Genomic DNA, 24565 nt, shown 5'->3' on the forward strand with positions numbered 1-24565 from the left:
TATGTGGGATGGTTACGCACATGTTGCAAGGGAGTCAACCCCCGTCCATCACGGAAGTGCGTTGCTTTCCGATAAAGATCCGCCATGTGGACGCGTACCTGGGCACCCCTGCCGTCGAGGACCGCTACTTCGTGCGGCCACCGTGGAAGTCGCTCTATTCGGCCCGCTTCGAGACCCTGCTGGTGGCCGTGACCTGCGCCGACGGCACCACGGGGTGGGGCGAGGCGCTGGCCCCGGTGGGACCCGAGATCCCCGCCGCCGTCGTGGAGCGGCTGCTGGCGCCGGTTCTGATCGGCGAGGATCCCACGCGGGTGCGGCCGCTGTGGCATCGGCTGACCGGGCTCATGCGCGAGCGCGGGCACCTCACGGGGCATCAGGCCGACGCCCTGGCCGCGGTGGACATCGCGCTGTGGGATCTGTGCGGCAGGCTGACCGGCCTGCCCGTGGCCCAGTTGCTGGGCGGGGCGTTCCGTGAGGTGGTGCCCGTCTATGTGAGCGGCCTGCCGCGGCCGAGCGACGCCGAGCGCGTCCAGCTCGCGCAGGAGTGGGCGGCGAAGGGCGCGACGAAGGTGAAGCTGCACCTCGGCTACGGCGTCGACAAGGACCTGGCCACGGTGGACGCGGTGCTGTCCACCGGACTCGGCGTAGCGGTCGACGCGCACTGGGTCTATTCGCCGCCCGAGGCCGTGCGGCTGGCGCGGGGCCTGGCCGAGCGGGGCGTTCTGTTCCTGGAAGCCCCACTGGCACCGGAGGACGTCGAAGGGCATCGCGACCTGTGCGCGCGTGCTGCGTTGCCCATCGCGGTGGGCGAGACGCTGCGCAATCGGTACGAGTTCGCCGACTGGCTGGGGCGCCGGGCGCTGCATCTGGCGCAGCCGGATGTCGGCAGGACCGGCATCACCGAGCTCATGGCGATCGGCGAGCTGGCCGCCGCCCATCACGTGCCGGTCGCGCCGCACCACTCCACCGGACTGGGGGTGGCGCTGGCCGCGGGCCTGCAGGTCAGCGCGGCACTGCCGAATCTTGCGTGCTTCGAGTACCAGCCGACCACCTGTGAGGTGGCGTCCCAGATTCTGCGAACCCCACTTGCAGGTGATGCAACTGGATTCCGGTTGCCGGCCGGACCGGGGCTCGGTGTGGAGGTCGATCGTGACGTCGTTACCGCTCTCACGAAGGAGTCATAAGTGACCTTGTCTGGACTTATCCCGATCTTGGCCACGCCGTTCACCCGAGAAGGTGAGCTGGATGTGCCGAGCCTGCGGCGGCTGGCCGAATGGCAGCTCGCGTCGGGCGCCGACGGCGTCGCCGTGTTCGGCATGGCCAGCGAGGGCTTCGCCCTGACCGCCACGGAACGGGCGCGCATCCTCCGCGAGGTGCGCGAGGTGGTGCAGGACGCTCCCGTGGTGGCCGGCGTCGGCTCCACCAGCACGGCCACGTCGCTGGAACAGTCCCTGGCCGCGGTGGACGGCGGGGCCGACGCCTTGATGGTGCTGCCGCCCTATCTGGTCAAGCCGTCCGGCGGCCAGCTGATCGACTTCTACGGGGAGATCGCCGCCCGGTGCCAGGTGGACATCATGGTGCAGGACGCTCCCGGCGCCACCGGCGTGAGCATGCCCGAGTCGCTGATCGTGGAGCTGAGCAAGCTGGACGGGGTCACCTCGGTCAAGGTGGAAGCCCCGCCGACAGCCCCCAAAGTGGGTGCGGTGGCGGCCAAGGTCGCCTCGTCCTTCGCGGTGTTCGGTGGCCAGAACGCGCTGTTCTGCCTCGAGGAATACGCGCGCGGCGCGATCGGCACCATGCCGGCCTGCGAGTTCACCGATCTTCTCGCCCCCATCCTCCATGACTGGCGCTCCCACGACGCCGCGGTGTCCTTCACCCGGCTGCTCCCGCTGATCCGCTTCGGCATGCAGCCGGGCATCGCCTGGGCGGTGCACAAGGAGGTGCTGGTCCGCCGCGGCCTCATCGACTCCGCCACCGTCCGCCTCCCCGCCAAGCCCCTGGATGCGGACAGCCGCGACGCGCTCGACCGCGTCCTGCGCGTGCTGGGGTGGTGAGCGGCATGCCCCATGCCGACGATCAGCCGGGCACACGGGCTCGGCCAGGGCCCGGGCGAGGCCGCGGAGTGCTGCTCGCCGGGGGCAACTCGCCCATCGGCCTGGCCATCGCACGGGCCTTCGCGGACGAGGGCGATCAGGTCTTCGGCGTCGGGCTCCAGCCCTGTGACGACCCAGCCTTCACCGGCTTCCAGACGGCCGACTGCTCTGAACCCGGCCAGGTGAACACGCTGGTCACTGCCGCCATGGAGGTGCTGGGCAGGCTGGACGTGCTGGTGGCGGCGACGGCGGCGATGCCGGTGGCCTCCGTGGCGGCGACGTCCGACGAGCAGTGGCGCAAGGCGATCGGTTCAACGCTGGACGCGGCGTTTCACCTGTGCCGTGCGGCTGTGCCGTACATGACGAACGGCGGCGCGATCGTCGCCGTGGGATCGGTGAACTCGTTCCTGCACGCACCCGGGCTTCCGGCCTACTCCGCGGCGAAGGGTGGGCTCGACGCACTGATCAGGCAGATCGCCGTGGAGTACGGTCCGAGCGGGATCAGGGCCAACATCGTCTCACCGGGGCTCATCGGCGGTGAGGACGTGGACCGGGCGGCCGAGGGTTACCCGCTGTGCCGCACCGGAACGCCGGAGGAGGTGGCGGCCGCGGTGGCGTTCCTGGCCTCACCTGCGGCCTCCTTCATCACCGGAGCAACCCTCCCGGTGGACGGCGGCCTGTCCATCGCCTCCCCCGCCGCCTTCCTGCGGCCCGATCTGAGAGCGAGGTTCCTGTGAAGTCCACCGCTTCGCAGGTCCCGGGATCTCAGGCGAGCGGGCCGGTGCTGCCCCGTGCGGTGAGCCTGGCCGGTTCGGCCTCGATGTCGGGCACCGGATCACCGTGGATGAGGGAAAGCAGATGGCGAGCGGCGGCCGACCCCAGCGCGGGGACGTCGCGTCGCACCGCGGTGAGCGCCGGGCGGACGACCTGCGCCAGCGGCGAGTCGTCCCACGCGACGAGGGACAGGTCGTCGGGCACGCGCAGGCGCATCTCCTGAGCGACGGACAACCCGGCGACGGCCATGATGTCGTTGTCGAAGACGATCGCGGTCGGCCGGTCGGGAGAGCTGAGCAGGCGACGGGTGGCGCGCCCGCCCTCCTCACCGGTGTAGTCGGTGTAGTGGGTGACGCATTCGGGCAGGCCGAGCCGGGCGCAGGCGGCGATGAACGCCTCGTCTCGCACGGTGGTGTGCACCAGATGCGGCAGCCCCGCGACACGGCCGATCCTGCGGTGGCCCAGCGCGGCGAGGTATTCGACGGTCTCGTGGACGGGCGCGCTCTCGTCGGAGTGCACCGATGGCAACGAGCCGACGCCGGGTTGCCCGCCGATCACCACGGCCGGCATGCCGATCTGCTCCACCACGGGCAGGCGCCGATCGGAGACGTGCACCTCCACCAGGATCGCGCCGTCGATCCGGCCCTCCGCCCACCAGCGGCGGTAGACCTCGATCTCGGCGTCCTGATCGTCGGCCATCTGCAGCATCAGCGCGCACGCGTGCGGCTTCAGCGCCGTCTCGATCCCGCTGAACAGCTCCATGAAGAACGGCTCGGCACCGAGAACGCTCGGCGGTCGGGACAGGACGAGGCCGACCACGCCCGCGCGGGCGCCGGTGAGCGCGCGGGCGGCGACGCTGGGACGCCAGCCCAACTCGTTGGCGACCTTCAGCACCCGCGCTCGCGTGCTCTCCGACACGCCGGGGCGCCCGTTGAGCGCGTAGGACACGGCGCCCTGGGAAACCCCCGCCCGCTGGGCGATGTCCGCGATCGTCGGCCGCTTCACGGACAAACCCTACCCGGCCGTACGAGCCGACTCATGCCGCTCATCCCTTGAGCCCGGTGAAGCTGATGCCGCGCACGATGTGGCGCTGGAAGGTCAGGAACAGCAGGAGCGGCGGTACGATCGCGACGAGCATGCCGGCGATCACCTGGTTCTGCTCGGCGGTCTCGGCCAGGCGGGGCAGCGCGACCGCCAGCGGCTGGCTCTCGGCGTCGGAGATGGCGACCATCGGCCACAAGAAATCCTTCCATGCGTCCATCACGGCGAGCAGCGACACCACGGCCAGGATGGGCCGTGACATCGGCATGACGATCTGCCAGAACAGCCGGATCGGTCCCGCCCCGTCGACCTGGGCGGCCTGATACAGCTCGCTGGGCAGCGCGTCGAAGAACTGTTTCATGATCAGCACGTTGAAGGCGTGCGCCCCCGCGGGCAGCCACACGGCCCACGGAGTGTCCACCAGCGACAGGTCCAGAACGGTCAGGTAGAGGGCGACCAGGGACACCGTCCCAGGAACGAACAGCGTGGCCAGCACCGCTCCGTAGACCAGGCGGCCGAAGCGGGGCTTGAGCACCGAGAGCGCGAACGCGCCGGTGGCGGCCACCAGCAGCTGCACCAGCCAGGATCCGCCGACCAGCACGACGGTGTTGAACAGGTAGTGGCCGACCCGCAGCTCCGTCCACGCCGCCGTGAGGTTCTCCGGCTGCAGCGAGGAGGGCCACAGCCGCAAGGGCTCGCGAAGCAGGTCCTGGGTTGGCGACAGGGCGCCCTTGGCCGTCCACAGGATCGGACCCAGGCCGACCGCCAGCGTGGCCAGCAGGAGGAATCCCTGGGTCAGCCGCAGCGACCAGCGCACGCCCGTCCGCCGCCGGTCGACGTCCGAGACGATGCCTCTGGCGCGGGCGTCGCTCATGCGCTGCTCCATTTCCTCGTCAGGCGCAGGTAGACGGCGGAGATGATGCCGAGGGCGACCGCCAGGAGCACGCCGAGCGCCGCCGCGGTGCCGTAGTCGCCGTAGATGAAGGCGTACCGGTAGATCAGCAGCAGGATCGTCACGGTGGAGTCCTCCGGGCCGCCGTCGGTCAGCACGAACGGCTCGGTGAAGATGCGGAACGTGCCGATGATCTGCAGCAGCAACATGATCAGCAACACGCCGCGCAGGTGCGGCAGCGTGACGTGCCAGATCCGCCGCCAGATGGAGGCGCCGTCGATCTCCGCCGCCTCGTACAGCTCGCCCGGCACGGAGGACAGCGCCGCCAGGTAGATCAGCACCGTGGAGCCCGCGGCGGCCCACGTGGCTTCGAGCACCAGGCTCGGCATGGCGGTCGCGGTGTCCTGCAGCCAGGGGTACGGCCCCAGCCCGAGCATGCCGAGTGCCTGGTTGAACAGGCCGTGATCAGGGTCGTAGAACCACTTCCACATCAGCACCGCCACCACGGGCGGCACCGCGACCGGCAGGTACACCAGCACCCGGAACAGGCCGCCCAGCCTGCGCAGTTCGGACATCACCACGGCCAGGACGATCGGCACCGGGAAGCCGAGGAGCAGTGCCAGCAGCACGAACCAGACCGTGTTGCGCACCGTGATCCACAGCAGCGGGTCGGCCAGCAGCGCCGCGAAGTTGTCCAGGCCCGCCCATTCCGGCGGATCGACCAGGTTGGTGTGCTGGAAGCCGAGCAGCACGCTGCGCAGGATCGGCCACCAGGCGAAGAAGAAGAACACGGCGACCATGGGCAGCATGAACAACCAGCCCGCCGGGCGGAAGGGACGACGGCGCGCGGGACCGGTCGCCCTCGGGGCGGTCCGGTCCCGCGTTCTCGCTGTTTGCAGCGTCGTCACCGCTGGGCCCTGTCAAGCGCGGCGGCGGCCTTCTCCTCCGCCTTGCGCAGCTCGTCGGCCGGGTCGGCGTCCTGCCGCGTCAGCATCGCCTGCACCGCGGTGTCCAGCGCCGCGTAGGTGTCCTGGCCCGCGACGGCCGGCTCGGTGACGAACTCCTGCGCCGCCACGCCGGTCTCGTAGGGCTTGAAGTTGGCGACCGGCACGTTGGCGTGCTTGCGCTCGGCCTCGATGACCGGCTCCGCCACGGTCGCGCCGTACAAGGAGACGTAGGGGAAGCCGATGGGCACCTTGTCGGCGCTCTTGGCCGCGGCCACGCTCGCCGCGAACTGCGGGTCGTACTTCGGCTTGAGGTGGTAGAAGTCGATCCACTTCACTGCCGCGGCGCGCTCGGCGGCCGTGGCCTTGGGGCTGACCACGGCCACCTTCCCGCCGAGCAGGGTGGCGGGTGTGCCTCCGGACGGCAGGGCGGCCATGCCGAACACCTCCGGCGTGCCGCCGAACTGGGTGGCGAACTCGGTGTACGAGCTCGGCGTGGCGATCATCATGGCGACCTTGCCGGCGGCGAAGTCCTTGGCGAGGTCGGCGGCGTTGCGCAGGTGCTGGGTGCCCATGGAGTCGTCCTCCCAGCGCATCGCCTTGAGCAGGCCGAGCACGCCGCGGGCCGGCTCGGTGTCGAAGGTGGCCACGGCCTTGCCACCGGCTTCCTGCTGGAGGCGGCCGCCGAAGGTGTAGGTCATCGCGGTGAAGATCCAGCCTCCGGTGTTGTTGGTGGCCGGTACGGCGAAGCCGGGCACACCGGTCTTCTTCGTGATCGCATTGGCCGCGGCGCGCACCTCCTCCCACGTCTCCGGCGGCTTGTCGGCATCCAGGCCAGCCTTGCCGAACAGCTCCCTGTTGTAGACAAGGCCGAGGGCGAACTCGCTGGTGGGCAGGCCGTAGATGCGTCCGGCCTGGTCGGTGGCCGGCGCAAGCGCCCGCTTGTCGAACTCGGTCGCGTGTGGCAGCTTCTCGACCTCGCCGGTGATGTCGGCGACCTGACGCCGCTTCACCATGCCCACCGGCTCCGTGAGCGGGACCTGGAAGACCGTCTCGAGCTGCCCGCCGGCCAGGCGGGCGGCGAAGGTCTTGGCCTCCCACTTGGACTCGCGCGGCTCGATGTCGATGCCCGGGTTCTCCTTCTCGAACGCCGCCACCTGGTCGAGGAACTGCTGGCGCACGTTCTGCTGGGTCGTGGGCGGCAGGTCCGCGATGGTGATCAGCGTCTTGCCGGCGGCGGGCTCGGACGAGGAGCCGGATGAGGAGCCGGATGAGCAGCCGGCGACCGCGGCGACGGCGAGCACGGCGGCGAACAGGCCCGGCAGTCGTTCTCGCATGAGAGCTCCGTTCAGGGGGTGGGCCTTCTTTACATGGCCGTCACTGTGCATTAACGAGCATCTGGATGTCAATAGGTAGATGAAGCGCCTCATAAATGCAGATGCCCATCTGAACTGGGTATTGACGCGATCGTATGCCGATCATATGGTCCGATTGCTTATGCGCTTAAGTTACGTCCTTCGACCTGAGGAGATCATGTGAGCGTGTACCGCCCGCTGGACCACGGCTGGACTGTGACTGCCGTCGCGGCCGAGTCGCCTGTCGAGCGCGTGCCCGCCACCGTTCCCGGCTGCGTGCACACTGACCTGCTTGCCGCCGGTCTCATCGACGATCCCTACCTGGACGACAACGAGGACCGGCTTGCCTGGATCGGCCGCACGAGCTGGCGGTATGAGACCGAGTTCGCCTTCGGCGGGCCCGGCGACGTCCAGGCCGACCTGGTGTTCGAGGGGCTGGACACGGTCGCCACCGTGTCGCTCAACGGCGTCGAGCTCGGCTCCACCGCCAACATGCACAGGACCTACCGCTTCCCTGTGCGCGATCTGCTGCGCACGGGCGGCAACACGCTGGCCGTCGACTTCGACTCCCCCTCTGAGCACGCCGAGCGGCAGCGCGCCGCAGCCGGCGACCGCCCTGGGCCCTATCCCGCGCCCTACCAGTTCATCCGCAAGATGGCCTGCAACTTCGGCTGGGATTGGGGCCCCGCCCTCGTCACCGCCGGCATCTGGCGGCCCGTCGGCCTGCACACGTGGAGGATCGCGAGGCTCGCCCAGGTCCGCCCCGAGATCACCCTTGACGGGCGCGACGGGTTGGTCCGGGTCCACGTGATGGTGGAGCGGGCCGCCGACGTCCCTCTCACGGTGACCGCCGCGATGGCCGGAACGGTCGCGACCGCATCTCTGGCGGCGGGCGAGGGCGAAGCCGTGCTGGAACTTCGGGTGCGGGAACCCTGCCTGTGGTGGCCGCGCGGCTACGGCGCACAGGCCAGGTATCCGCTCACCGTGACGCTGGAGCAGACAGAGGAGACCTGGACGCGCCAGGTGGGCTTCCGCTCGGTCCGGCTGGACACCTCACCGGACGCGGAGGGATCGGCCTTCACCCTCGTCGTCAACGACGAGCCGGTCTTCGTACGCGGCGCCAACTGGATACCCGACGACTGCTTCCCCGCGAGCACGACCCGCGAACATCTGTCCGAGCGGTTCGTCCAGGCGTGCGAGGCCAACGTGAACCTGCTACGGGTGTGGGGCGGCGGCCTCTACGAGAGCGACGACTTCTACGACCTGGCCGACGAGCTCGGCCTCCTGGTCTTTCAAGACTTCCTGTTCGCCTGCGCCGCCTACCCGGAGGAGGAGCCGCTCTTCTCGGAGGTGGCGGCCGAGGCATGTGAGCAGGTGGTGCGCCTGGCTCCGCACCCGAGCCTGGCGTTGTGGATCGGCAACAACGAGAACTTCATGGGCTACGCCGACTGGGGCTGGGAGGAGCGGCTCGAGGGCCGTACCTGGGGGGCGGCCTACTACCTGGACGTGCTGCCAGGCATCGTCTCCGAGCTGGACCCGACCCGGCCGTACTGGCCCGGCACGCCGTACTCCGGGGACCTGGGCGGCCATCCCAACGCGCCCGAGCACGGGACGGTGCACATCTGGGATGTATGGAACGAGCAGGACTACCTCCACTACGCCACCTGGCGGCCCCGCTTCGTGGCCGAGTTCGGCTTCCAGGGCCCGCCGACCCACGCGACCCTGCGCCGCGGCAGCTCCCAGGATCCGCCGGTCTCCCACCAGAAGGCGGCGGACGGCGACGCCAAGCTGCTGCGCGGCCTGGGAGATCACCTGCCTCCGCCGCGCTCCTTCGACGACTGGCACTACCTCACCCAGCTCAACCAGGCCCGCGCGGTGACGTTCGGGATCGAGCGGTTCCGCGCGCTCATGCCGTACTGCATGGGCGTGATCGTCTGGCAGCTCAACGACTGCTGGCCGGTCACCTCCTGGTCCGTCGTCGACGGCGAGGGCCGGCGCAAGCCCGCGTGGTACGCCCTGCGCAGTGCGTACGCCGACCGCCTGCTGACCGTCCAGGACGGCGACGTCGTCGTGATCAACGACAGCCCCCACCCGTGGTCGGGCGAGCTGGAGCTGGTCCGCCACAGTCTCTCCGGCGAGCCGCTGGCCAAGGAGTTCTTCCCGGTCCGGGTGCGGCCTCGCGCCGTGACGCGGGTCCCGCTGCCCGTCCCGGCGGAGCCGGAGGCCGAGGTGCTGGTGGCCGTCCTCGGGGAGGCCCGGGCCGTGCACTTCTTTGCCGAGGACACGGCGATCGCGTTCCCTCCGGCCGAGTTCGAGGCGGAGGTGCGTCGGGTGACGGACGGCCACCTCGTCACGGTCACCGCCCGGACGGTCCTGCGTGACCTGGCCCTCTTTCCCGACCGGCTGGATCCGGACGCGACCGTGGACGACATGCTGATCACTTTGCTGCCCGGGGAGCGGGCCGTCTTCCACGTGCGCGGTTCCCGGGATCTCGACCCCGCCGCGCTCACCTCGGCTCCCGTGCTGCGCTGCGTCAACGACCTGAGGTAGGACGAATGGGACTCGACGAGTACGTGGCGGAGCTGGACGCCCGCTACGAGGCGGACCTCCACATGCCCTGGTCTCTTTTCGCGGGGAACGAATACCACACGCGCCTCCGCAGAGGGACCCGCGTCCACCAGACCAAGGAGGCCGCCGACTACGCCATCGCGCTGCTGCGACTCGGCAGGGCCGACCGTGCGGCCGAAGTGCTGGACGTGCTGGCCGGCCTGCAGGTGACCGATCCCCTTTCCGAGCACTACGGGATCTGGGGATGGTTCCTCGAGGAGCCACCCGGGCAGATGGCACCGGCCGACTGGAACTGGGCGGACTTCATCGGGGTACGGCTGGCGCAGGTCGTGGCCGTCCAAGACGGTCTGCTCGACCGCGGCGTGCGCGAACGGGTGCGCGCCGCGCTGCGCCACGCCGCGCTGGCGATCTTCCGGCGGAACGCCGACCCCGGCTACACCAACATCGCGGTGATGGGTGCGGTGACCACCGCCGCGGCGGCCGAGATCCTCGACCTGCCCTTCCTGCTCGACTTCGGCCGGCGACGCCTGCGCGCCGTGCTCGCCCTCCACGACCTGAGCGGAGGCTTCACCGAGTACAACTCCCCCGCCTACGGGCGGGTCGTCCTGGAAGAGCTGGAGAGGGCCGCACTGATCGTGGCCGACGACGGCTTCCGCGCCGCCGCCGAGGAACTGAGGCGGCGCACGTGGGCAGCCCTGGCCGAGCGCTTCCATCCGGGCACCGGCCAGCTCGCCGGGCCGATGAGCCGCGCCTACCACGACTGGCTCCAGCCGGACCTCGCCGCCTACCTCGCCGCACAGACCGGGTCGCCGATCAAAGCCAGGGAGGAAGGGGTGGGTGCCCCGCTCCTCGTGCCGCCCCTGCCCTGCCCGCAGGAGATCGCCGAGCGGTTCAGAACCCTCACGGAGGTGCCGGTCCAGCTGCGCACCCGCTTCACCGCCACCACCACCGGCACCTCATGGCTCACCGAGGACGCCTGCTTGGGCTCTGCCGACGAGGAATGCGCATGGGTTCAGCGGCGTCCGCTGCTCGGATACTGGCGGACGCCCGAGGATCCCGCAGTGGCCCTGCGTGCCCGGATGCTGCTCAACGGCCACGACCTGAGCGCCGCCTGGTGCCGCCAGCATCAGGACGGCCCGCGCGTGCTGTCCGCCTGGTGGCTCAGCTACGACTCCGGCGACATCCATCCCGAGCTCGACCGCCCGCCCGGCAGCGTCTTCCACGTCAGCGACCTGCGGCTGCGCGTCTCGTTGCAAGGCCGTGGAGCCACGGTGCGCGAACTGCGCGACGGCGTGTTCGCGCTGACGGCCGGAGAGCGACAGGCCGTCGTACACACCGTGCCCGCGGAGTTCGTCGGCATCGCGAGCACGTGGCGGGCCAGGGAAGGAGGCGGGGCGGCGGGCGCGGAAGTCGTGCTGTACTCGGGTCCCTCCGTGCCCGTCGACTTCCACCAGGCCAGGCTGCACGCGGCCTTCGCCCTGGAGCTGATCCAGGCGGGACGGCAACCCCACACCGCTCCCCTGACCGCCGCGCGCGACGCGGCCGGCACCATCCGCTGGGGCTGGGACGGACTCACCGTGTCCACCCCGATCGACCCGACGCCCTTCGACCGGTAAGACCCGCGACAAAGGAGTTCACATGTACCCGATTTCGCGACGCAACCTGGTATTCGGAGTACCCGCCCTGGCGATGGCCGGCGTGCTCGCCGGACGGCGACCGGCTGCCGCCGGCACGGTGCTGGTCGACCGGTACGGCCAGTACCTCTACGAAGACTGGCCGGGCAAGGTCGCCTCGGACGAGCAGTTGAAGCGCGAGTACGCCGAGGAACTGGCGAGACTGTCCGGGATCACCTTCGACACCACCACCTACGACCGGTACGGCGGCCTGAAGAGGCTGGGCCGCCGTGCCGCCACCGGATACTTCCGGCTGGAGAAGGTGAACGGACGCTGGTGGTTCGTCACGCCCGACGGTCACCTGTTCTTCCTCAAAGCAGTGGACGCCTTCTCCGCTGACGAGTGGGGCTACGGCACCCTGTACAAGAACGCCGACGGCAGCCCCAGGGAGGTCTTCCAGGAACTGCCCGACCCCGACCGGTTCGCCGCCGCGTACGCCGTCGTCGAGCAGGGGTTGCACACGGTGAGCTTCCTCAAGGCCAACCTGATGCGGAAGTACGGCGACGACTACCGGGACAGGTGGCGCGACATCAGCAAGCGCCGGATGATCGATTGGGGGTTCAACGCGCAGGGCAAGTGGCACCGGGACCCGGCCGTGCTCATGCCGTACATCGAAAGGGCCCCCACCCCCGTCGACGTCATCAGGGTGAGATGGGGCATCGACCCGTTCGACCCCGACTTCTCCACGAAGCTCGATCGCGCCTTCGACGACTTCGGCCTGCGGCGCTTCCGCGACGATCCATGGTTGATCGGGTACTTCTTCGAGAACGAGCGCGGGTGGAACCGTGACGTCGTGGCCGAGGTGGTGCGGCAGGACGCGGGCCTGCCGGCGAAGCGGGCGTTCGTCGCCTTCCTGGAGGAGACGTACGGAGACTTCGCGCGAGTCAACGACATCCTGGGGACCGACGCCGACTCGTTCCGCACGCTCGCCGACGTGGCGATCGACATCGCCAGGGTGCCCGCACAGGACGTGCGGGCGTTCATCACCCTGGCCTCGAAGACGTACTTCAAGAAGGTACGCGCCGCGATCAGGCGGCAGGACCCGCACCATCTGTTCCTCGGCTCGTCCCTGGTGCCGACGTGGCGGACCAGCCCCGAGTGGAACGTCGGCGGGATCGAGCACCTCGACGCGATCTCCTTCGACTGGTACTCCAGAAGCGTCGACTACCTGCGGCAGTACGAGGTCTACGACAAGCCGATCGTCAACATCGAGTTCTCCTTCTGCTATCCGAGCAGGGGCCTCACCTCGCACAACGCGGGGATCACCGCGACCAGCATCGCGAACCGCGGCGAGCTGTTCCGGGCGTTCGTCGAGGCCCAGGCGAAGAGCCCGGTGTTCGTGGGGTACGCCTGGTTCGTCCACTACGACCAGGCGGTGACAGCGAAGCCGGGCGCCACCGAGTCGTTCAACATGGGCCTGCTGAACCAGCAGGACCAGCCGTACCACGAGATGACCGACATCATGCGCCTGACCAACAGGGACATCGAAACGGTCCACCTGCGCGGCTCCGATGGATTGTCAAAGGCGGAGGACTGACGTACCGTTCGTAAAGTACGTACTTGACGAACCTCATGAGGTTGGCGCCGGTGGATCCGCGGGAGAGCGAGTTCGTCGACCGGATGGGGCTGATCATGGAGCGTCTCGGCGGGACGCGGACGATGGGCCGGCTATATGCGTGGCTGCTCATCTGCGACCCGCCTGATCAGTCCCTCACCGATCTGGCGGCGGAGCTGGGCGTGAGCAAGACGGCGACCAGCACGGTCGCCCGGCAGCTGGAGCTGACCGGGATGATCGAGCGCGCGCCCACGGCCAAACGGGAGCACCGCTACCGGGTGGTCAGCGGCGGATGGACACAAGTCCTCCAAGTCCAGCTGGCCGCCGTGCGGCAGACACTGGACGTCCTCGACTTCGGTCTGTCGGTCATCGAAGGAGACCGCCCCGAACAGCGGGGACGGCTGGAGGAGACCCGGAAGTTCTTCGCCTTCACCGTGCAGGACGCGGACGAGATGCTCCAGCGCTGGGAGAAATATCGCGATAAGTCGGATTAACCCACGACCAAACCCACAGGAAGGGCAGGGAGAGGCGATGGCCACCATCGTCGAGCGGTACAACGTTCCCAAGCAACACTTCTGGCTGCACGGACCGCGAACCGGCCAGCCTGTCGAGTACGACACCGACACCGGTTTGTGGAGCGTCTACGGCTACCCGGAGCTGCAGGAGGTCCTCGGCGACCCCGCGACCTTCTCCTCCGACACCATGCGCGTCATGCCCAAGGGCCAGCTGCCCGACGACGAGGAGATCTCCTTGGCGGGCTTCATCACCCAGATCGACCCGCCGGAGCACGGCAAACTGCGCAAGCTGGTCAGCAGCGCCTTCACCCGCAAGGTCATCGCGGATCTCGAGCCGAGGATCGCCGCTCTCACCCGCGAGCTGCTCGACGCGGCCCGCGAGCGCGACCGGTTCGAGCTCGTGACCGATCTGGCCTACCCGCTTCCGGTCATCGTCATCGCGGAGCTGCTGGGCGTGCCCACCAGCGATCGCGCCCTGTTCAAGTACTGGGCCGACGCGCTGTTCCAGCGCGACGCCAAGCTCTCGCTCAAGGAGACCCCCGAAGAACGGGGCGTGGACGTGCAGACCGTGATGGCGGCGTGGCGGGACATGTTCGCCTACCTCGCCGACCACGCCGCGGAACGCCGGCGGCAGCCGCGCGCCGACCTGCTCACCAAGCTGGTCGAGGCCGAGGTCGACGGCGAGCGCCTGCCTGACGATCAGGTCGTCAACTTCGCGATGGTCCTGCTGCTGGCCGGGCACATCACCACGACGATGTTGCTCGGCAACACGGTGCTGTGCCTGGACGCCTTCCCCGAGCAGCAGGAAAGGGTACGCGCCGACCGCACGACGATCCCGGCCGTCATCGAGGAGTCGCTCCGCTTCCTCACCCCGTTCGCCGCCCTCGCCCGCGCCACCATGCGCGAAGCCGAGCTCGGCGGTGTGACGATCCCGGCCGACCGCCTGGTCATGTGCTGGCCGGCGACCGCCAACAGGGATGCCCGCCAGTTCCCCGACCCGGACGTCTTCGACCCGGGCCGCGACCCCAACCCGCATCTCGGCTTCGGCCGCGGCATCCACTTCTGCCTGGGCGCCCCCTTGGCCCGGCTGGAGGGGCGGGTCGCGCTGGACATCCTGCTCGACCGATTCCCCACCCTGCGCACCGACCCCGACGACCCCGTGGACTTCATCCCCACGCCGACGATGACGGGAGTGCGCCGCCTTCCGCTGACAGTCTGACCCCGGCCGCTCAGTAGGGGTTGGCGATGACCAGGTCGTGCGCCGGGAACAGGGTCAGCACCCGGCAACCGTCCTGGGTGACCACGACCTCCTCCTCGATCCTCGCCGCCGAGAACCCGTCGCTCGCCGGACAGTACGTCTCCAGGGCGAACACCATCCCGGCCCGCAGCTCCACCGGCTCTCGCATGCTGTTGAGCCGCGAGATGATCGGCCGCTCGTGCAGCCCGAGCCCCAGCCCGTGCCCGAACTGCAGCCCGAACGCCGCCATCTCGTCCTCGAACCCGAAGGAGGTAGCCTCCGGCCACACCGCCGCCACCTGATCGGTGCCCACTCCCGGCTTGATCATGGCGATCGACGCGTCCATCCACTCCCGCGCCTTCACGTACGCCTCCCGCTGCGCGGCCGTGGCGCTCCCGACCCCGAACGTGCGGTAGTAGCACGTCCGGTAGCCGTTGAAGGAGTGGATGATGTCGAAGAACGCCTGGTCGCCGGGCCGGATGAGGCGGTCGGAGAAGTTGTGCGGATGCGGGTTGCAGCGCTCGCCGCTGACCGCGTTGATCGCCTCCACCTGGTCGGAGCCCATCTCGTAGAGCCGCTTGTTGGCCAGGGCGACGATCTCGTTCTCGCGGACGCCGGGCTTCAACGCCTCGACGATGTCCTGGTAGACGCCGTCCACCATGGCCGCCGCCTGGGTGAGCAGCATGATCTCGTCGGGCGACTTGATGACGCGGGCGTCCAGCATGAGTTGCTGGGCGTCCACCACCCGCAGACCCTGCCGCTGCATCTCGAACAGGAACGGCGGTTCGACGATGTCCACTCCGACCGGTTCGCCGGCCAGCCCGGCGTCGGTCAGGAACCCCTTGATCTCGCGGACCGCGTCGGCCATCAGCCCCGCCGTGGGGGCGATGGCGCCGCGCAACCCGAGCATTCCCGCGTGGCAGTCGTCCGGTGCGAGCCACGGGCTGTAGAGCCGGTGGTGGCGGGCGGCCGAGCCGAAGTCCCACAGTCGCACCGGGCCGCCGCCCCGCGTGAGCAGGGCGTACCTGGTCATCTTGTCGCCGAGGGCGCCGCCGATCCAGGTCTGGGTGACGTACCTGATGTTGTAGAAGTCGAACAGCAGGAACGCCCCGCACTCGCTCGCCTCCAGTGAGGCGCGGGCGCGGCTCAGCCGGTAGTCCCTGAGCCGGTCGAAGTCGACGCGTCGCTCGTAGTCGACCCCCATGTGCCCAGGGGCGGGCAGCGGGCCGGTCATGAGCCGAGCCCGTCGTCCACGGCCACGTCCTCGGGCTTGAGCTCCAGCCCGGACGCGGCGGCCTGCAGGTCGAGCAGGATCGCGAAGTCCTCCCCCACCCGGCCTGAGGCGACGGCGGCCTGGACGAGCTGCGCGGTCAAAGCGGTGACCGGCATGGGCACGTTCAGGGCGCGGGCCGTGGCCAGGCCCAGGTCGAAGTCCTTGCGCAGCAGCACGGGGGTGAAGGTGGGCGTGTAGTCGAGGTGTACGAACGCCGGCGACTTGTAGCGGGTGAACGCCGACCCCATGACGCTGTCGTTGAGGAACTCCAGGAACGCGTGCCGGGGCACGCCGCCCTTCTCGGTCAGCACGGTGATCTCGGCGAGCGTCTGGGTGACGACGCCCAGCAGCAGGTTGTGTGCGATCTTCACCAGCCGGGCGGTCTCGTCCTCGCCCGCGTACGTGACCGACCTGCCGAGCTGCCCGAGCAGCCCGGCCACGTCGTCGTAGACGTCGCGCGGGCCGGAGACGACCAAACTGAGCTTCCCTGCCCGCACCACCTTGCCGTTGCCGCTGACCGGCGCGGCCAAGAAGGCCACCTCGTGCTCGGCGCACGCCTGCCGGGCGGCGGCCGACTGCTCGATGGAGATCGTGGAGCAGTCGACGACCACGCCGGGCCGGGAAGCGGTCAACCCGCCGTCGCCGAGCAGCTCGCCCAGCACCTGGTCGAGGTCCGCGGCGGTGCCGACCATGGTGAAGACGACGTCGCGGTCGCGCAGGTCGGCGACCGTGTCCACGATCGCCGCCCCGCAGGACCGCAGCGGCTCGGCCTTGGCGCGGGTGCGGTTCCACACGGCCAGGTCCACTCCTGCCCTGGCCAGCCGCTCGGCCATGGGCGCTCCCATGCGGCCGGTGCCGATCCAGCCCACTCGTTTCCGTGTCGTTCCGTTCGCGGAGGGCCTGCGTGTCATTCCGACTCGCCTTTCGCGCAGAGCCGCTGGGCCAGCCAGTCGGCGGTGTAGGGACGGTGCCAGGGCGCGAGGTCGGCGCAGCCGTGGTTGCCTTCCTCCAGCATGAGCAGTTCGCTGTCGCCGCCTGTCGCGGCGGCCAGCCGCTCGGCCTGCCGCCAGGGGATGAGCCGGTCCTTGCGCCCGAACACGACCAGCAGCGGCGCGTTGATCGTGTGCGCCGTGCCCTCCAATGTGAGGGTGTACGCGATGCGCCTGGCCTCCTCCTCGGTGCGGGCGCCCGAACGGACGCGGAAGGTGTCCTTGGTGAGCTGGGGCAGGCCGGACCAGCAGTCGCCGAAGTCGTATGGTCCCGCCAGCGCCACGCACGCCTTGATCCGTTCTCCGGCCGCGGCCGCCACCCGGGGCGCGTAGTAACCGCCGAGGCTGACGCCCCACACCCCGATCCTGGCGGGGTCTATGCGCGGCTGGGCGGACAGCACGTCGAGCAGTGCCTTGCCGGGCAGCGACCAGTCGGCCCGGATCGGCAGGTCGTACTCGGCCTCACCCTGCCCGGGACCGTCCACGGCGAACGTGGCCAGCCCTCGCTCCAGGAAGAGCTGCTCGACCACGCGGTGCTCCTCCTTGGCCGAGTCCAGCCCGGACACCATGAGCACCGCCGGATGCGGCCCGGGCCCTGGCGGAATACGAAGCACACCGACCAGCAGGCCGCCCTCGAAGTCGATCGCGATCCGCCGCCCAGGCGGCGACAGGTGAGGCAGGGCGTCGTCGAGGCAGGCCACCGCCCGCCTATGGGTCCGGCGCATCTGGTCGAGGTCGGCCACGAACACGAACTTGGCGAAGTGGAAGTACAGCGCGGCCTGCGCCAGGTGCTGGCCGGCCGACAGCAGCCGGCCGGTGGCCAGCGCCTGCCTGCCGAGGGTCTCGTGCGCGGCGGCCACCGCCGACCAGGCGGCGCACCAGCCGTCCCAGGCGTCGAGGCCGCGGGTGATGCGCTCGAAGTCGGAGACGGTCACACCGTTGGCGGTGAACCGGGGCGCCCAGTGCGCGATGGCGGCGGCGACTCGCTCGTCCACCTTGTCTCACCTCCCAGGTAGAGCGACGCGATCTCGGGGTTGTCGCGGACGGCGGCGGCCGTGCCGGCCAGGCGGACCCGGCCGCCCTCCATCACCACGCCGTGCGTGGCCAGGGCGAGCCCGAGCCGCACGTTCTGCTCGACCAGCAGCACGGTGGCGCCCGCCCCGTTGAGCCCGCGGATGACCTCGGCGACGCCGGCCAGGCCACGCGGGTCGAGGCCGAGCGACGGCTCGTCGAGCAGGATGAGCCGCGGGTCGAGCATGAGGCACCTGGCGATCTCGACCATGCGCCGCTGGCCGCCGCTGAGGTTGCCGGCGTGGTCGCGGGCCCGCTCGGCCACGAGCGGGATGCGCTCCATGACCTGCTCGAGCCGCTCGCGCAGGAGCCGGGTGTCCTTGCGGATGAGGTAGCCGCCCATGAGCACGTTCTCCCGCACCGACATGGCGGGGAACAGGGCGTGCGACTGCGGCACCTGGGCGATGCCGCGGCGCAGGATCTCGTCGGGCGGCCGCCCGCCGATGGGCTCGCCGTCCATGCGGATCTCGCCTTCGGCGGGGGCGAGCAGCCCGCTGATGACGCGCAGCACGGTCGACTTTCCCGCGCCGTTGGGCCCGACCACGCAGGTGACCGTGCCCGGCGCGCATTCGAGGTCGACGCCCTGGAGCACGCTCCCGCCGCCGTAGCCGGCGACCACCGCCTTGAGCTGCAACATCTATCTCACCGCCGGGAGCCAGTCGTGTCCCCCGTCGTGTCCGAGGTACGCCTCCAGCACCACCGGGTCCTCCCGCACCTGCTCGGGCGGCCCTTCGGCGATCAGCCGGCCGCCGGCCAGCACCGCGACCGGGTCGCACAGGTCGAGCACCAGGGGGATGTTGTGCTCGACGACGAGGAAGGTGACGCCACTGGCGTTCAGCTCGCGAATCACGCCGGTGAGATGGCCGAGCAGGCCCGGGTTCACGCCTCCCGCCGGCTCGTCGAGCAGGATCAGCTTGGGCTCCAGCATGAGGACCTGGGCCAGTTCGACGAGCTTCTGCTGTCCGTACGACAGCGCGCCCGCAGGTTGCCCGGCGAAGCGGCCGAGCCCGACCAGGTCGAGCAGCTCGCGGGCCCGTTCGGCTTCGTGGCCGCGGACGGCGTCGGACACCATGGTCCGCCAGCGCGCGTCGGCCAGCGGGGCGACCACGTTCTCGCGTACGGTCATGTCCTTGAACAGCCGGGTCACCTGGTAGGACCGGCCGAGCCCGAGATGGCAGCGCCGCCACGGACGCAGCGTGTCGATGCGCCCGCCGTCGAACCAGATCTCGCCCGCGTCAGCGGGCAGGCCGCCGGTGATCAGGTTGAACAGTGTGGTCTTGCCGGAGCCGTTCGGGCCGATGAGCGCCGTGATCGTGCCCTGGCGCACGTCGAGCGAGACGTCGTCGACCGCGGTCAGGCCGCCGAACCGCTTGGACGCGCCGCGCACGGACAGCAGGACGTCGCCGGGCTCGGGAGGCGGACGCCGCTCGTGTACGGCGAGCACCGGCTCGATGTACTCGACCTTCGCCGGATGCCGCCGTCGCCACCACGCCGCCGCGGTCGGCAGCAGGCCCTTGGGCAGGAACAACACGACGAGCACGAGCGCACCCCCGAACAGCAGCACTCGCGACTGCACGCCCCCCGCGTAGACCGTGGCCGCCTCGCTGACCAGGTTGACGATGAACGCCCCCACCACGGGCCCGTACAACGTGCCGCGACCGCCGGCCAGCGCGGCCAGCACGATGGTCACGCTGCCGAGGATCGCGAAGGAGCCGACCGGGTTGATGAAGGTCAGGTAGTAGGCGTAGACCCCGCCGGCCACCCCGATGAAGAACGCGCTCGCCGCATACGCGACCACCTTGAATCGGGTGGTGTTCACCCCGATGGAAGCGGCCTTGCCCTCGTCCTCCCGGATCGCGACCAGGCCCGTGCCGAGCTTGGTGCGCCTGATCCACGCGCTGAACACCACTGTCAGCACCAGCAGCCCGAGGAACGCGTAGTAGAAGGGGATGTTCTGGAAGTCGCGGTGCCAGAACGGCAACTCCAGTGTGATCCCGTCGGAGCCGCGGGTGAGGTCTCTGGAGTTGACCGCGACGATCTGCGCCGCCAGCAACATCGCGATCGTGATGATCACGAACGCGTGGCCGCGGGTCCTGAGCACGACCCCGCCGATGAGCACCGCGATGACCGTGGCGGTCACCCCGCCCAGCGGCGCCACCCACAGCGGGTTGACGCCCCACCGCGCCGCCAGGATCCCCACCGTGTACGACCCCAGCCCCAGGAACATGCTGTGCCCGAGCGAGACGTACCCGGCGTACCCGGAAATGATGTTCCAGCTCGTCGCCTGGATGGCCAGCAGGAACCCGAGCAGCAACACCGCCTGCGGGTACGGCTGCCACGGGTTGACCACGGGATAGACGGCGAGCACGAGCAGGCACACCCCCGCGACCAGGTGCGCGCGCCTCATGCCGCGTCCTCCCGCACCCGCGCCCCGAACAGGCCCTGGGGCCTGACGAGCAGCACCGCCATGATCACGAGATAGAACACCAGCGTGGACCAGCCCAGCGACCCGTAGGTCGCGGTCAGCGTCTCGGCCAGCCCGAGTATCGCCGCGCCGGCCAGCGCGCCCGGCAGGCTGCCCAGCCCGCCCAGCACGACGATCCCGAGCAGCCGCGAGATCCACTCGTAGTGCGAGGCGGGGAAGAACGGATACAGCACCGACAGGATCGACCCGCCGACCCCGGCCGTGGCACTGCCGATGGCGAACGCGAGCGCCGCCGTGCCCGCCGCGCTCACCCCCACCAGCGCCGCCCCCGACGGGTTCTGCGTGGCCGCCCTGATCGCCCGCCCCGTCCACGTCCTGTTGAGCACGTAGTACAGGACCGCCAGCACGGCCATCGCCGCCACGAACCCGAACACCTGCGCCTTCGGCAGCGAGATCGCGCCAACCCGGAACGACTCCTCGAAGTACGACGGCGCCGCCGACTTGAACTTGTTGCCCGCGGTGAGGTTCAGCACCCCCTCGATGACCAGCGCGAACCCGAACGTCAGCAACACCGACATCGACGGCGACGACCCGCGGATCCGGGAGATCAGCAACCGGTACGACAACCACCCGAACCCGAACATCATTGGCGTGGTCACCACGGACGCCACGATCGGGTCGATCCCGGTCCGGTTCCAGAGCCACCAGGTCACCATGGCCACCAGCACCAGGAACGCGCCCTGGGCCACGTTGATGATCCGCATCACGCCGAAGATCAGCGTCAGCCCGGAGGCCATCAGCGCGTACACGCCGCCGATCAGCAGGCCCAGCGCGACCGCCTGCACGAAATGCGCCATCGCTCACTGCCAGCCCGGCTTGGGGTTCACCACGGTCTTCGACGTGGCCAGCTCGGGCGGCCCGACCACCTCGACCTTGCCGCCCTGCCACTGGGCGAGGAGGAAGCTGCCCTTCGGCTCGCCGTTCTCCTTCCAGCTCAGCGGTCCGAGCAGGGTCTGCACGGTGTTCGTGTGCAGCCAGTCCTTGATCTTGTCCTGGTCGATCGTGCCGACCTTCTCCACTGCGGCCTGCAGCACTTGCGCGGCGGCGAACGCGTCGGCGGCGTCCTCGGCGGGCGCGGCGTCGTGCGCCTTGCGGTACGCGGCCACGAACTCGGCGTTCAGCGGCGTGGTCGCCTTCTCGTTCCAGCTCACCGTGTAGAAGACGCCCTCGGTGTTGGCCAGTCCGACGCCGTCGCTGTACTGGCTGGAGTTGCTGGGCGCGGAGGTCTGGAAGAGCATCTTCGGCGAGAAGCCCAGCTGCTTGAGCGAGCGCACCATCCCGACGCCGTCCTCGAACACCGCGCCCTGCGCGACCAGGTCGGGCTTGCGGTTCGCCAGGCTGCTGGCGACGCTCTGGAAGTTGGTGGTGTCGGCCGGGTAGACCTGGCTGTAGACCGTCTCCACGCTCATCGCCTCCAGCTGCTGCTGCATCGACTTGATGACCGGCAGCGCGAAGGGGTCGTCCTGGCTCGGGTAGGCGGCGGTCTTGGGCCGCTCGGCCGCGGGCAGCGATTTCACCCAGTTCACGAACACGTCCGCCTGGCGGGGCGCGGTGGCCGGCTGAGCGAAGAACAAGTACTGGAAGCCGCGGGAGAACATGTCGGGCGCGCCGCCCGCCGGCTCCACGAAGACCATACGGTTCTTCTCCGCCACAGCGGAGGCCGGATAGTTCAGCAGCGAGGAGAACGTGCCGAGCACCAGGTCCACCTTGTCCTGGGTGATCAGCTTGGTGTAGTCGGCGACCACAGTGTCCTGGTTGCTCGCATCATCGACGATCTTGAGCTGGACCTGCCGCCCCAGGACGCCCCCCTTGGCGTTCACCATGTCGCGCCAGATCTCGTAGCCGCGCTTGGCCTCGCTGCCCGGCTGGGCGAAGTCGCCGGTCAACGGCAGGGAGACGCCGATCACGATGGGCTTGCTCACCTCGTTCGCGCGCGTCTCGGACGGGCGCTGACCGCAGGCCGACAGCGCCAGAGCGGCCACCACGGCCATCGTCACGGTGAGGCGTGCGGGTCTGCTGGGGGGTTGTGCGGTCATGAGCCCTCCTTCGATGAGCCTCTCCGCCGCGCGCAGGTGCGTTTCCCGCAAACGATTGCGCTGGCTTGGAGCATCCGTTTCACTGCAAGTACTGTCAAGGGGTTCAGCCGCACTCGTGCAAACGAGTGCAGGACAGGAGTGACCATGACGCTGGTGGTGGGCGCCTTCAGCCCGTCCGTGTTGTTGCGTACCGCCCGCCGCCTCGGCCTGCTCCATGCCGACGTGCGGGAAGTATCCGTCGCGTCCTCCCCTGCCCAGTTCGCCGCCCTGCTCGACGGGGCCATCAACGCCGCGCTGACCAGCCCGGACAACGTCATCGCCTACCGCCACGTCGCCGCGAACCCGCTGGGCAGGACCGCCGACGTGCGGATCGTCTCCGCCGTCGACCGCGGCCTCGGCCTGGCCCTCTACGCCCGCCCAGGGCTGACCTCTGCGGCGGAGCTGAAGGGCAGGCCGATCGGGGTGGACGTGCCGGACTCCGGCTTCGCGTTCACGCTCTACGCGGCGCTCGACGCGCTCGGCCTGGGCCCCGGCGACTACAGCCTGGCCGTGCTCGGCTCCACCCCGCGCCGCCTGGAGGCGCTGCTGGCCGGCGACTGCGCGGCGACCATGCTCAACGCGGGCGCCGACCTGCTGGCGCGGGACGCTGGAGCGGTGCGGCTGGCCAGCGTGCCCCGCCCGTACCTGGGCACGGTGTTGTGCGCCCTGGGCGCAAATCCCGCCGTGCGCGCGCTCGCGACGGACCTGCGCGAGGCCGCGCGGGCGGTGCTGGGCGGCGAGGCCGACGACATCGTCACCGAGGAGGCCGCCGCGGCGCTGCGGCTGCCCCCTGCCGCCGCGCGAGCTCCGGCACGCTACCTTCGGCGCTTGAAAGATCCGGACGACGGGCTCGTCGCCGACGGCCGCGCGGACGTGGAGTCCCTCTCCACGATCGTCGCGCTCCGGCGCCGCTACGGCTCGGCCCCGGACGGAGACCCGCTCGCCCACGGACTCCTCGACCTAGGAGAAGATGGCCGCCGATGACCAACCCCAACCCGTCGTCGGCACCCACTCTCAGGGACGTCGCCGAAGCCGCCGGCGTGCACACCGCCACGGCCTCACGCGCGCTCAACCCGAAGACCCGCCAGCAGATCAGCGCCGAGACTGCCCGCCGGGTGATGCGCGCGGCCCAAGCGCTCGGTTATCAGCCCAATTCGGTCGCCCGCAGCCTCAAGACCTCCCGATCCAGCACCGTGGGCCTGGTCATCCCCGACCTCACCAACCCCCTCTTCCCGCCGATCGTGCGCGGCGTGGAGAGCGTGCTCGAGTCCGACGGCTACAACGTGTGGATCGTCAACACCGACAACGACGAAGAACGCGAACGCACCAAGATCGAGTCGCTCCGCTCCCGCCAGGTCGAGGGCCTCATCGTCGCGACCGCCCGCCTCGACCACCCCCTGCTCAGGCAGCTCCACGCGCAGGGCGTCACCATGGTCCTGATCAACCGGCAGGTGCGGGATCTGCCGATCCCGGCCGTCACCGGGGACGACGCCACCGGAGTCGCCGCCGCCGTACGCCACCTGGCCGGCATGGGCCACACCAGGATCGCCCACCTGTCCGGTCCCCTCGCCACCTCCACCGGGTTGGTCAGATCGCAGGCGTTCCGGCACGCCGTACGCGACCACGGGCTGGCCGACGACCTCGTGGTGGAGTGCGCCCACTGGAGCGAGGACGACGGCGCCGCCGCCCTGCGTGAGCTCCTGTCCCGCACCACCGACTTCACCGCGGTCGTGGCCGGCAACGACCTCATCGCGCTCGGCTGCTACGACGTCTTCGCCGAACGCGGCCTGTCCTGCCCCGGAGACATCAGCGTCATCGGCTTCAACGACATGCCGTTTCTGGACAAGCTCCGCCCGCCGCTGACCACGGTCGCGGTGCCCCACCACGAGCTGGGCGCCGAGGCTGCCCGCATGCTCTTGGACTGCATCGACGAGCCCGGCCGCCCGGCCCGCTCCCTCCTGCTGCCGGCGACCCTCGTCGTCCGCGGCTCCACCGCCCCGCCGCCGCGCCCCGCCGCCTGATCGG

21 protein-coding genes are annotated in these 24565 nt (G+C 70.2%); 10 read left to right on the forward strand and 11 right to left on the reverse strand.

Translation table 11 applies throughout. From position 1 onward, the window contains the following. Window positions 1–86: 86 nt before the first annotated feature. Genes ACTWPT_RS12625 through ACTWPT_RS12635 form a run of 3 tightly spaced genes read left to right on the forward strand, consistent with a single transcriptional unit; the run spans window position 87 to window position 2830 of the window. Window positions 87–1184, forward strand: a complete 1098-nt coding sequence (locus ACTWPT_RS12625; RefSeq protein ID WP_443177500.1) for a mandelate racemase/muconate lactonizing enzyme family protein — start codon at window positions 87–89, stop codon at window positions 1182–1184. Continuing rightward, the gene (locus tag ACTWPT_RS12630; RefSeq protein ID WP_443177501.1) at window positions 1185–2054 is read left to right on the forward strand and encodes a dihydrodipicolinate synthase family protein; all 870 of its coding nucleotides are present in this window, start codon (window positions 1185–1187) and stop codon (window positions 2052–2054) included. A 5-nt stretch (window positions 2055–2059) separates the two neighbouring features. Then, window positions 2060–2830: an SDR family NAD(P)-dependent oxidoreductase gene (locus ACTWPT_RS12635; RefSeq protein WP_443177502.1), complete on the forward strand. Its 771-nt coding sequence runs from the start codon at window positions 2060–2062 to the stop codon at window positions 2828–2830. Between the two features lie 28 nt (window positions 2831–2858). On the opposite strand, the gene ACTWPT_RS12640 is transcribed toward ACTWPT_RS12635, so the two are convergent. The 4 genes from ACTWPT_RS12640 to ACTWPT_RS12655 form a co-directional block, all read right to left on the reverse strand. Then, window positions 2859–3872 carry a LacI family DNA-binding transcriptional regulator gene (locus tag ACTWPT_RS12640; protein ID WP_443177503.1) on the reverse strand — a complete coding sequence of 338 codons (1014 nt, stop codon included), beginning with the start codon at window positions 3870–3872 and terminating at the stop codon, window positions 2859–2861. A 40-nt stretch (window positions 3873–3912) separates the two neighbouring features. Further along, the gene (locus ACTWPT_RS12645; RefSeq protein ID WP_443177504.1) at window positions 3913–4782 is read right to left on the reverse strand and encodes a carbohydrate ABC transporter permease; all 870 of its coding nucleotides are present in this window, start codon (window positions 4780–4782) and stop codon (window positions 3913–3915) included. After that, window positions 4779–5609, reverse strand: a complete 831-nt coding sequence (locus tag ACTWPT_RS12650) for a carbohydrate ABC transporter permease (RefSeq protein ID WP_443177505.1) — start codon at window positions 5607–5609, stop codon at window positions 4779–4781. Before ACTWPT_RS12650 ends, ACTWPT_RS12645 begins: the two co-directional genes overlap by 4 nt. A 95-nt stretch (window positions 5610–5704) precedes the next feature. After that, a complete protein-coding gene (locus ACTWPT_RS12655; RefSeq protein ID WP_443177506.1) occupies window positions 5705–7081 on the reverse strand; it encodes an ABC transporter substrate-binding protein in 1377 nt (458 codons plus the stop codon). Window positions 7082–7279: 198 nt separating this feature from the next. On the opposite strand from ACTWPT_RS12655, the gene ACTWPT_RS12660 reads away from it, so the two are divergent. Genes ACTWPT_RS12660 through ACTWPT_RS12680 form a run of 5 tightly spaced genes read left to right on the forward strand, consistent with a single transcriptional unit; the run spans window position 7280 to window position 14629 of the window. Then, window positions 7280–9649, forward strand: coding sequence for a glycosyl hydrolase 2 galactose-binding domain-containing protein (locus ACTWPT_RS12660; RefSeq protein WP_443177507.1), 2370 nt, complete (start codon window positions 7280–7282; stop codon window positions 9647–9649). A gap of 5 nt (window positions 9650–9654) precedes the next feature. After that, window positions 9655–11283 (forward strand): hypothetical protein, encoded by a 1629-nt coding sequence (locus ACTWPT_RS12665; RefSeq protein WP_443177508.1) that lies wholly within the window; start codon window positions 9655–9657, stop codon window positions 11281–11283. Window positions 11284–11305: 22 nt separating this feature from the next. Next, window positions 11306–12877, forward strand: a complete 1572-nt coding sequence (locus ACTWPT_RS12670; RefSeq protein ID WP_443177509.1) for a hypothetical protein — start codon at window positions 11306–11308, stop codon at window positions 12875–12877. Between the two features lie 23 nt (window positions 12878–12900). Beyond that, window positions 12901–13389 carry a GbsR/MarR family transcriptional regulator gene (locus ACTWPT_RS12675; RefSeq protein WP_443177510.1) on the forward strand — a complete coding sequence of 163 codons (489 nt, stop codon included), beginning with the start codon at window positions 12901–12903 and terminating at the stop codon, window positions 13387–13389. Between the two features lie 37 nt (window positions 13390–13426). Beyond that, complete coding sequence (locus tag ACTWPT_RS12680; protein WP_443177511.1) at window positions 13427–14629, forward strand: cytochrome P450; 1203 nt, start codon at window positions 13427–13429, stop codon at window positions 14627–14629. Window positions 14630–14639: 10 nt separating this feature from the next. Here the strand turns inward: ACTWPT_RS12680 and ACTWPT_RS12685 are convergent, their stop codons facing one another. From ACTWPT_RS12685 to ACTWPT_RS12715, 7 genes are read right to left on the reverse strand one after another with little or no spacing between them, the layout of a single operon-like run. After that, window positions 14640–15881 carry a M24 family metallopeptidase gene (locus tag ACTWPT_RS12685; RefSeq protein WP_443177512.1) on the reverse strand — a complete coding sequence of 414 codons (1242 nt, stop codon included), beginning with the start codon at window positions 15879–15881 and terminating at the stop codon, window positions 14640–14642. Further along, window positions 15878–16831 carry an NAD(P)-dependent oxidoreductase gene (locus tag ACTWPT_RS12690; protein WP_443177513.1) on the reverse strand — a complete coding sequence of 318 codons (954 nt, stop codon included), beginning with the start codon at window positions 16829–16831 and terminating at the stop codon, window positions 15878–15880. The genes ACTWPT_RS12685 and ACTWPT_RS12690 overlap by 4 nt, the downstream gene beginning before the upstream one ends. Next, complete coding sequence (locus ACTWPT_RS12695; protein WP_443177514.1) at window positions 16828–17904, reverse strand: alpha/beta hydrolase family protein; 1077 nt, start codon at window positions 17902–17904, stop codon at window positions 16828–16830. Before ACTWPT_RS12695 ends, ACTWPT_RS12690 begins: the two co-directional genes overlap by 4 nt. Beyond that, window positions 17841–18617 carry an ABC transporter ATP-binding protein gene (locus ACTWPT_RS12700; RefSeq protein ID WP_443177515.1) on the reverse strand — a complete coding sequence of 259 codons (777 nt, stop codon included), beginning with the start codon at window positions 18615–18617 and terminating at the stop codon, window positions 17841–17843. The genes ACTWPT_RS12695 and ACTWPT_RS12700 overlap by 64 nt, the downstream gene beginning before the upstream one ends. Then, window positions 18618–20387, reverse strand: a complete 1770-nt coding sequence (locus ACTWPT_RS12705) for a branched-chain amino acid ABC transporter ATP-binding protein/permease (protein ID WP_443177516.1) — start codon at window positions 20385–20387, stop codon at window positions 18618–18620. Beyond that, window positions 20384–21262 carry a branched-chain amino acid ABC transporter permease gene (locus tag ACTWPT_RS12710; protein WP_443177517.1) on the reverse strand — a complete coding sequence of 293 codons (879 nt, stop codon included), beginning with the start codon at window positions 21260–21262 and terminating at the stop codon, window positions 20384–20386. Before ACTWPT_RS12710 ends, ACTWPT_RS12705 begins: the two co-directional genes overlap by 4 nt. Before the next feature lie 3 nt (window positions 21263–21265). Continuing rightward, a complete protein-coding gene (locus tag ACTWPT_RS12715) occupies window positions 21266–22501 on the reverse strand; it encodes an amino acid ABC transporter substrate-binding protein (protein ID WP_443177518.1) in 1236 nt (411 codons plus the stop codon). A 144-nt stretch (window positions 22502–22645) separates the two neighbouring features. Between ACTWPT_RS12715 and ACTWPT_RS12720 the strand changes: the two genes are divergently transcribed. Both ACTWPT_RS12720 and ACTWPT_RS12725 read left to right on the forward strand, forming a co-directional pair. Further along, window positions 22646–23524 carry an ABC transporter substrate-binding protein gene (locus ACTWPT_RS12720; protein WP_443177519.1) on the forward strand — a complete coding sequence of 293 codons (879 nt, stop codon included), beginning with the start codon at window positions 22646–22648 and terminating at the stop codon, window positions 23522–23524. Continuing rightward, a complete protein-coding gene (locus ACTWPT_RS12725) occupies window positions 23521–24561 on the forward strand; it encodes a LacI family DNA-binding transcriptional regulator (RefSeq protein ID WP_443177520.1) in 1041 nt (346 codons plus the stop codon). The genes ACTWPT_RS12720 and ACTWPT_RS12725 overlap by 4 nt, the downstream gene beginning before the upstream one ends. Window positions 24562–24565 lie beyond the last annotated feature (4 nt).

This window comes from Nonomuraea sp. 3N208, from assembly GCF_052245935.1.
In the GTDB taxonomy this organism is placed as follows: domain Bacteria; phylum Actinomycetota; class Actinomycetes; order Streptosporangiales; family Streptosporangiaceae; genus Nonomuraea.

Coding starts and splice junctions, on each gene's coding strand:
- ACTWPT_RS12690 (WP_443177513.1), bottom strand. CDS start 16,831: ATGACACGCAGGCCCTCCGCGAACGGAACGACACGGAAACGAGTGGGC.
- ACTWPT_RS12665 (WP_443177508.1), top strand. CDS start 9,655: ATGGGACTCGACGAGTACGTGGCGGAGCTGGACGCCCGCTACGAGGCG.
- ACTWPT_RS12705 (WP_443177516.1), bottom strand. CDS start 20,387: ATGAGGCGCGCGCACCTGGTCGCGGGGGTGTGCCTGCTCGTGCTCGCC.
- ACTWPT_RS12670 (WP_443177509.1), top strand. CDS start 11,306: ATGTACCCGATTTCGCGACGCAACCTGGTATTCGGAGTACCCGCCCTG.
- ACTWPT_RS12680 (WP_443177511.1), top strand. CDS start 13,427: ATGGCCACCATCGTCGAGCGGTACAACGTTCCCAAGCAACACTTCTGG.
- ACTWPT_RS12715 (WP_443177518.1), bottom strand. CDS start 22,501: ATGACCGCACAACCCCCCAGCAGACCCGCACGCCTCACCGTGACGATG.
- ACTWPT_RS12645 (WP_443177504.1), bottom strand. CDS start 4,782: ATGAGCGACGCCCGCGCCAGAGGCATCGTCTCGGACGTCGACCGGCGG.
- ACTWPT_RS12720 (WP_443177519.1), top strand. CDS start 22,646: ATGACGCTGGTGGTGGGCGCCTTCAGCCCGTCCGTGTTGTTGCGTACC.
- ACTWPT_RS12685 (WP_443177512.1), bottom strand. CDS start 15,881: ATGACCGGCCCGCTGCCCGCCCCTGGGCACATGGGGGTCGACTACGAG.
- ACTWPT_RS12700 (WP_443177515.1), bottom strand. CDS start 18,617: ATGTTGCAGCTCAAGGCGGTGGTCGCCGGCTACGGCGGCGGGAGCGTG.
- ACTWPT_RS12650 (WP_443177505.1), bottom strand. CDS start 5,609: ATGCTGCCCATGGTCGCCGTGTTCTTCTTCTTCGCCTGGTGGCCGATC.
- ACTWPT_RS12635 (WP_443177502.1), top strand. CDS start 2,060: ATGCCCCATGCCGACGATCAGCCGGGCACACGGGCTCGGCCAGGGCCC.
- ACTWPT_RS12655 (WP_443177506.1), bottom strand. CDS start 7,081: ATGCGAGAACGACTGCCGGGCCTGTTCGCCGCCGTGCTCGCCGTCGCC.
- ACTWPT_RS12725 (WP_443177520.1), top strand. CDS start 23,521: ATGACCAACCCCAACCCGTCGTCGGCACCCACTCTCAGGGACGTCGCC.
- ACTWPT_RS12710 (WP_443177517.1), bottom strand. CDS start 21,262: ATGGCGCATTTCGTGCAGGCGGTCGCGCTGGGCCTGCTGATCGGCGGC.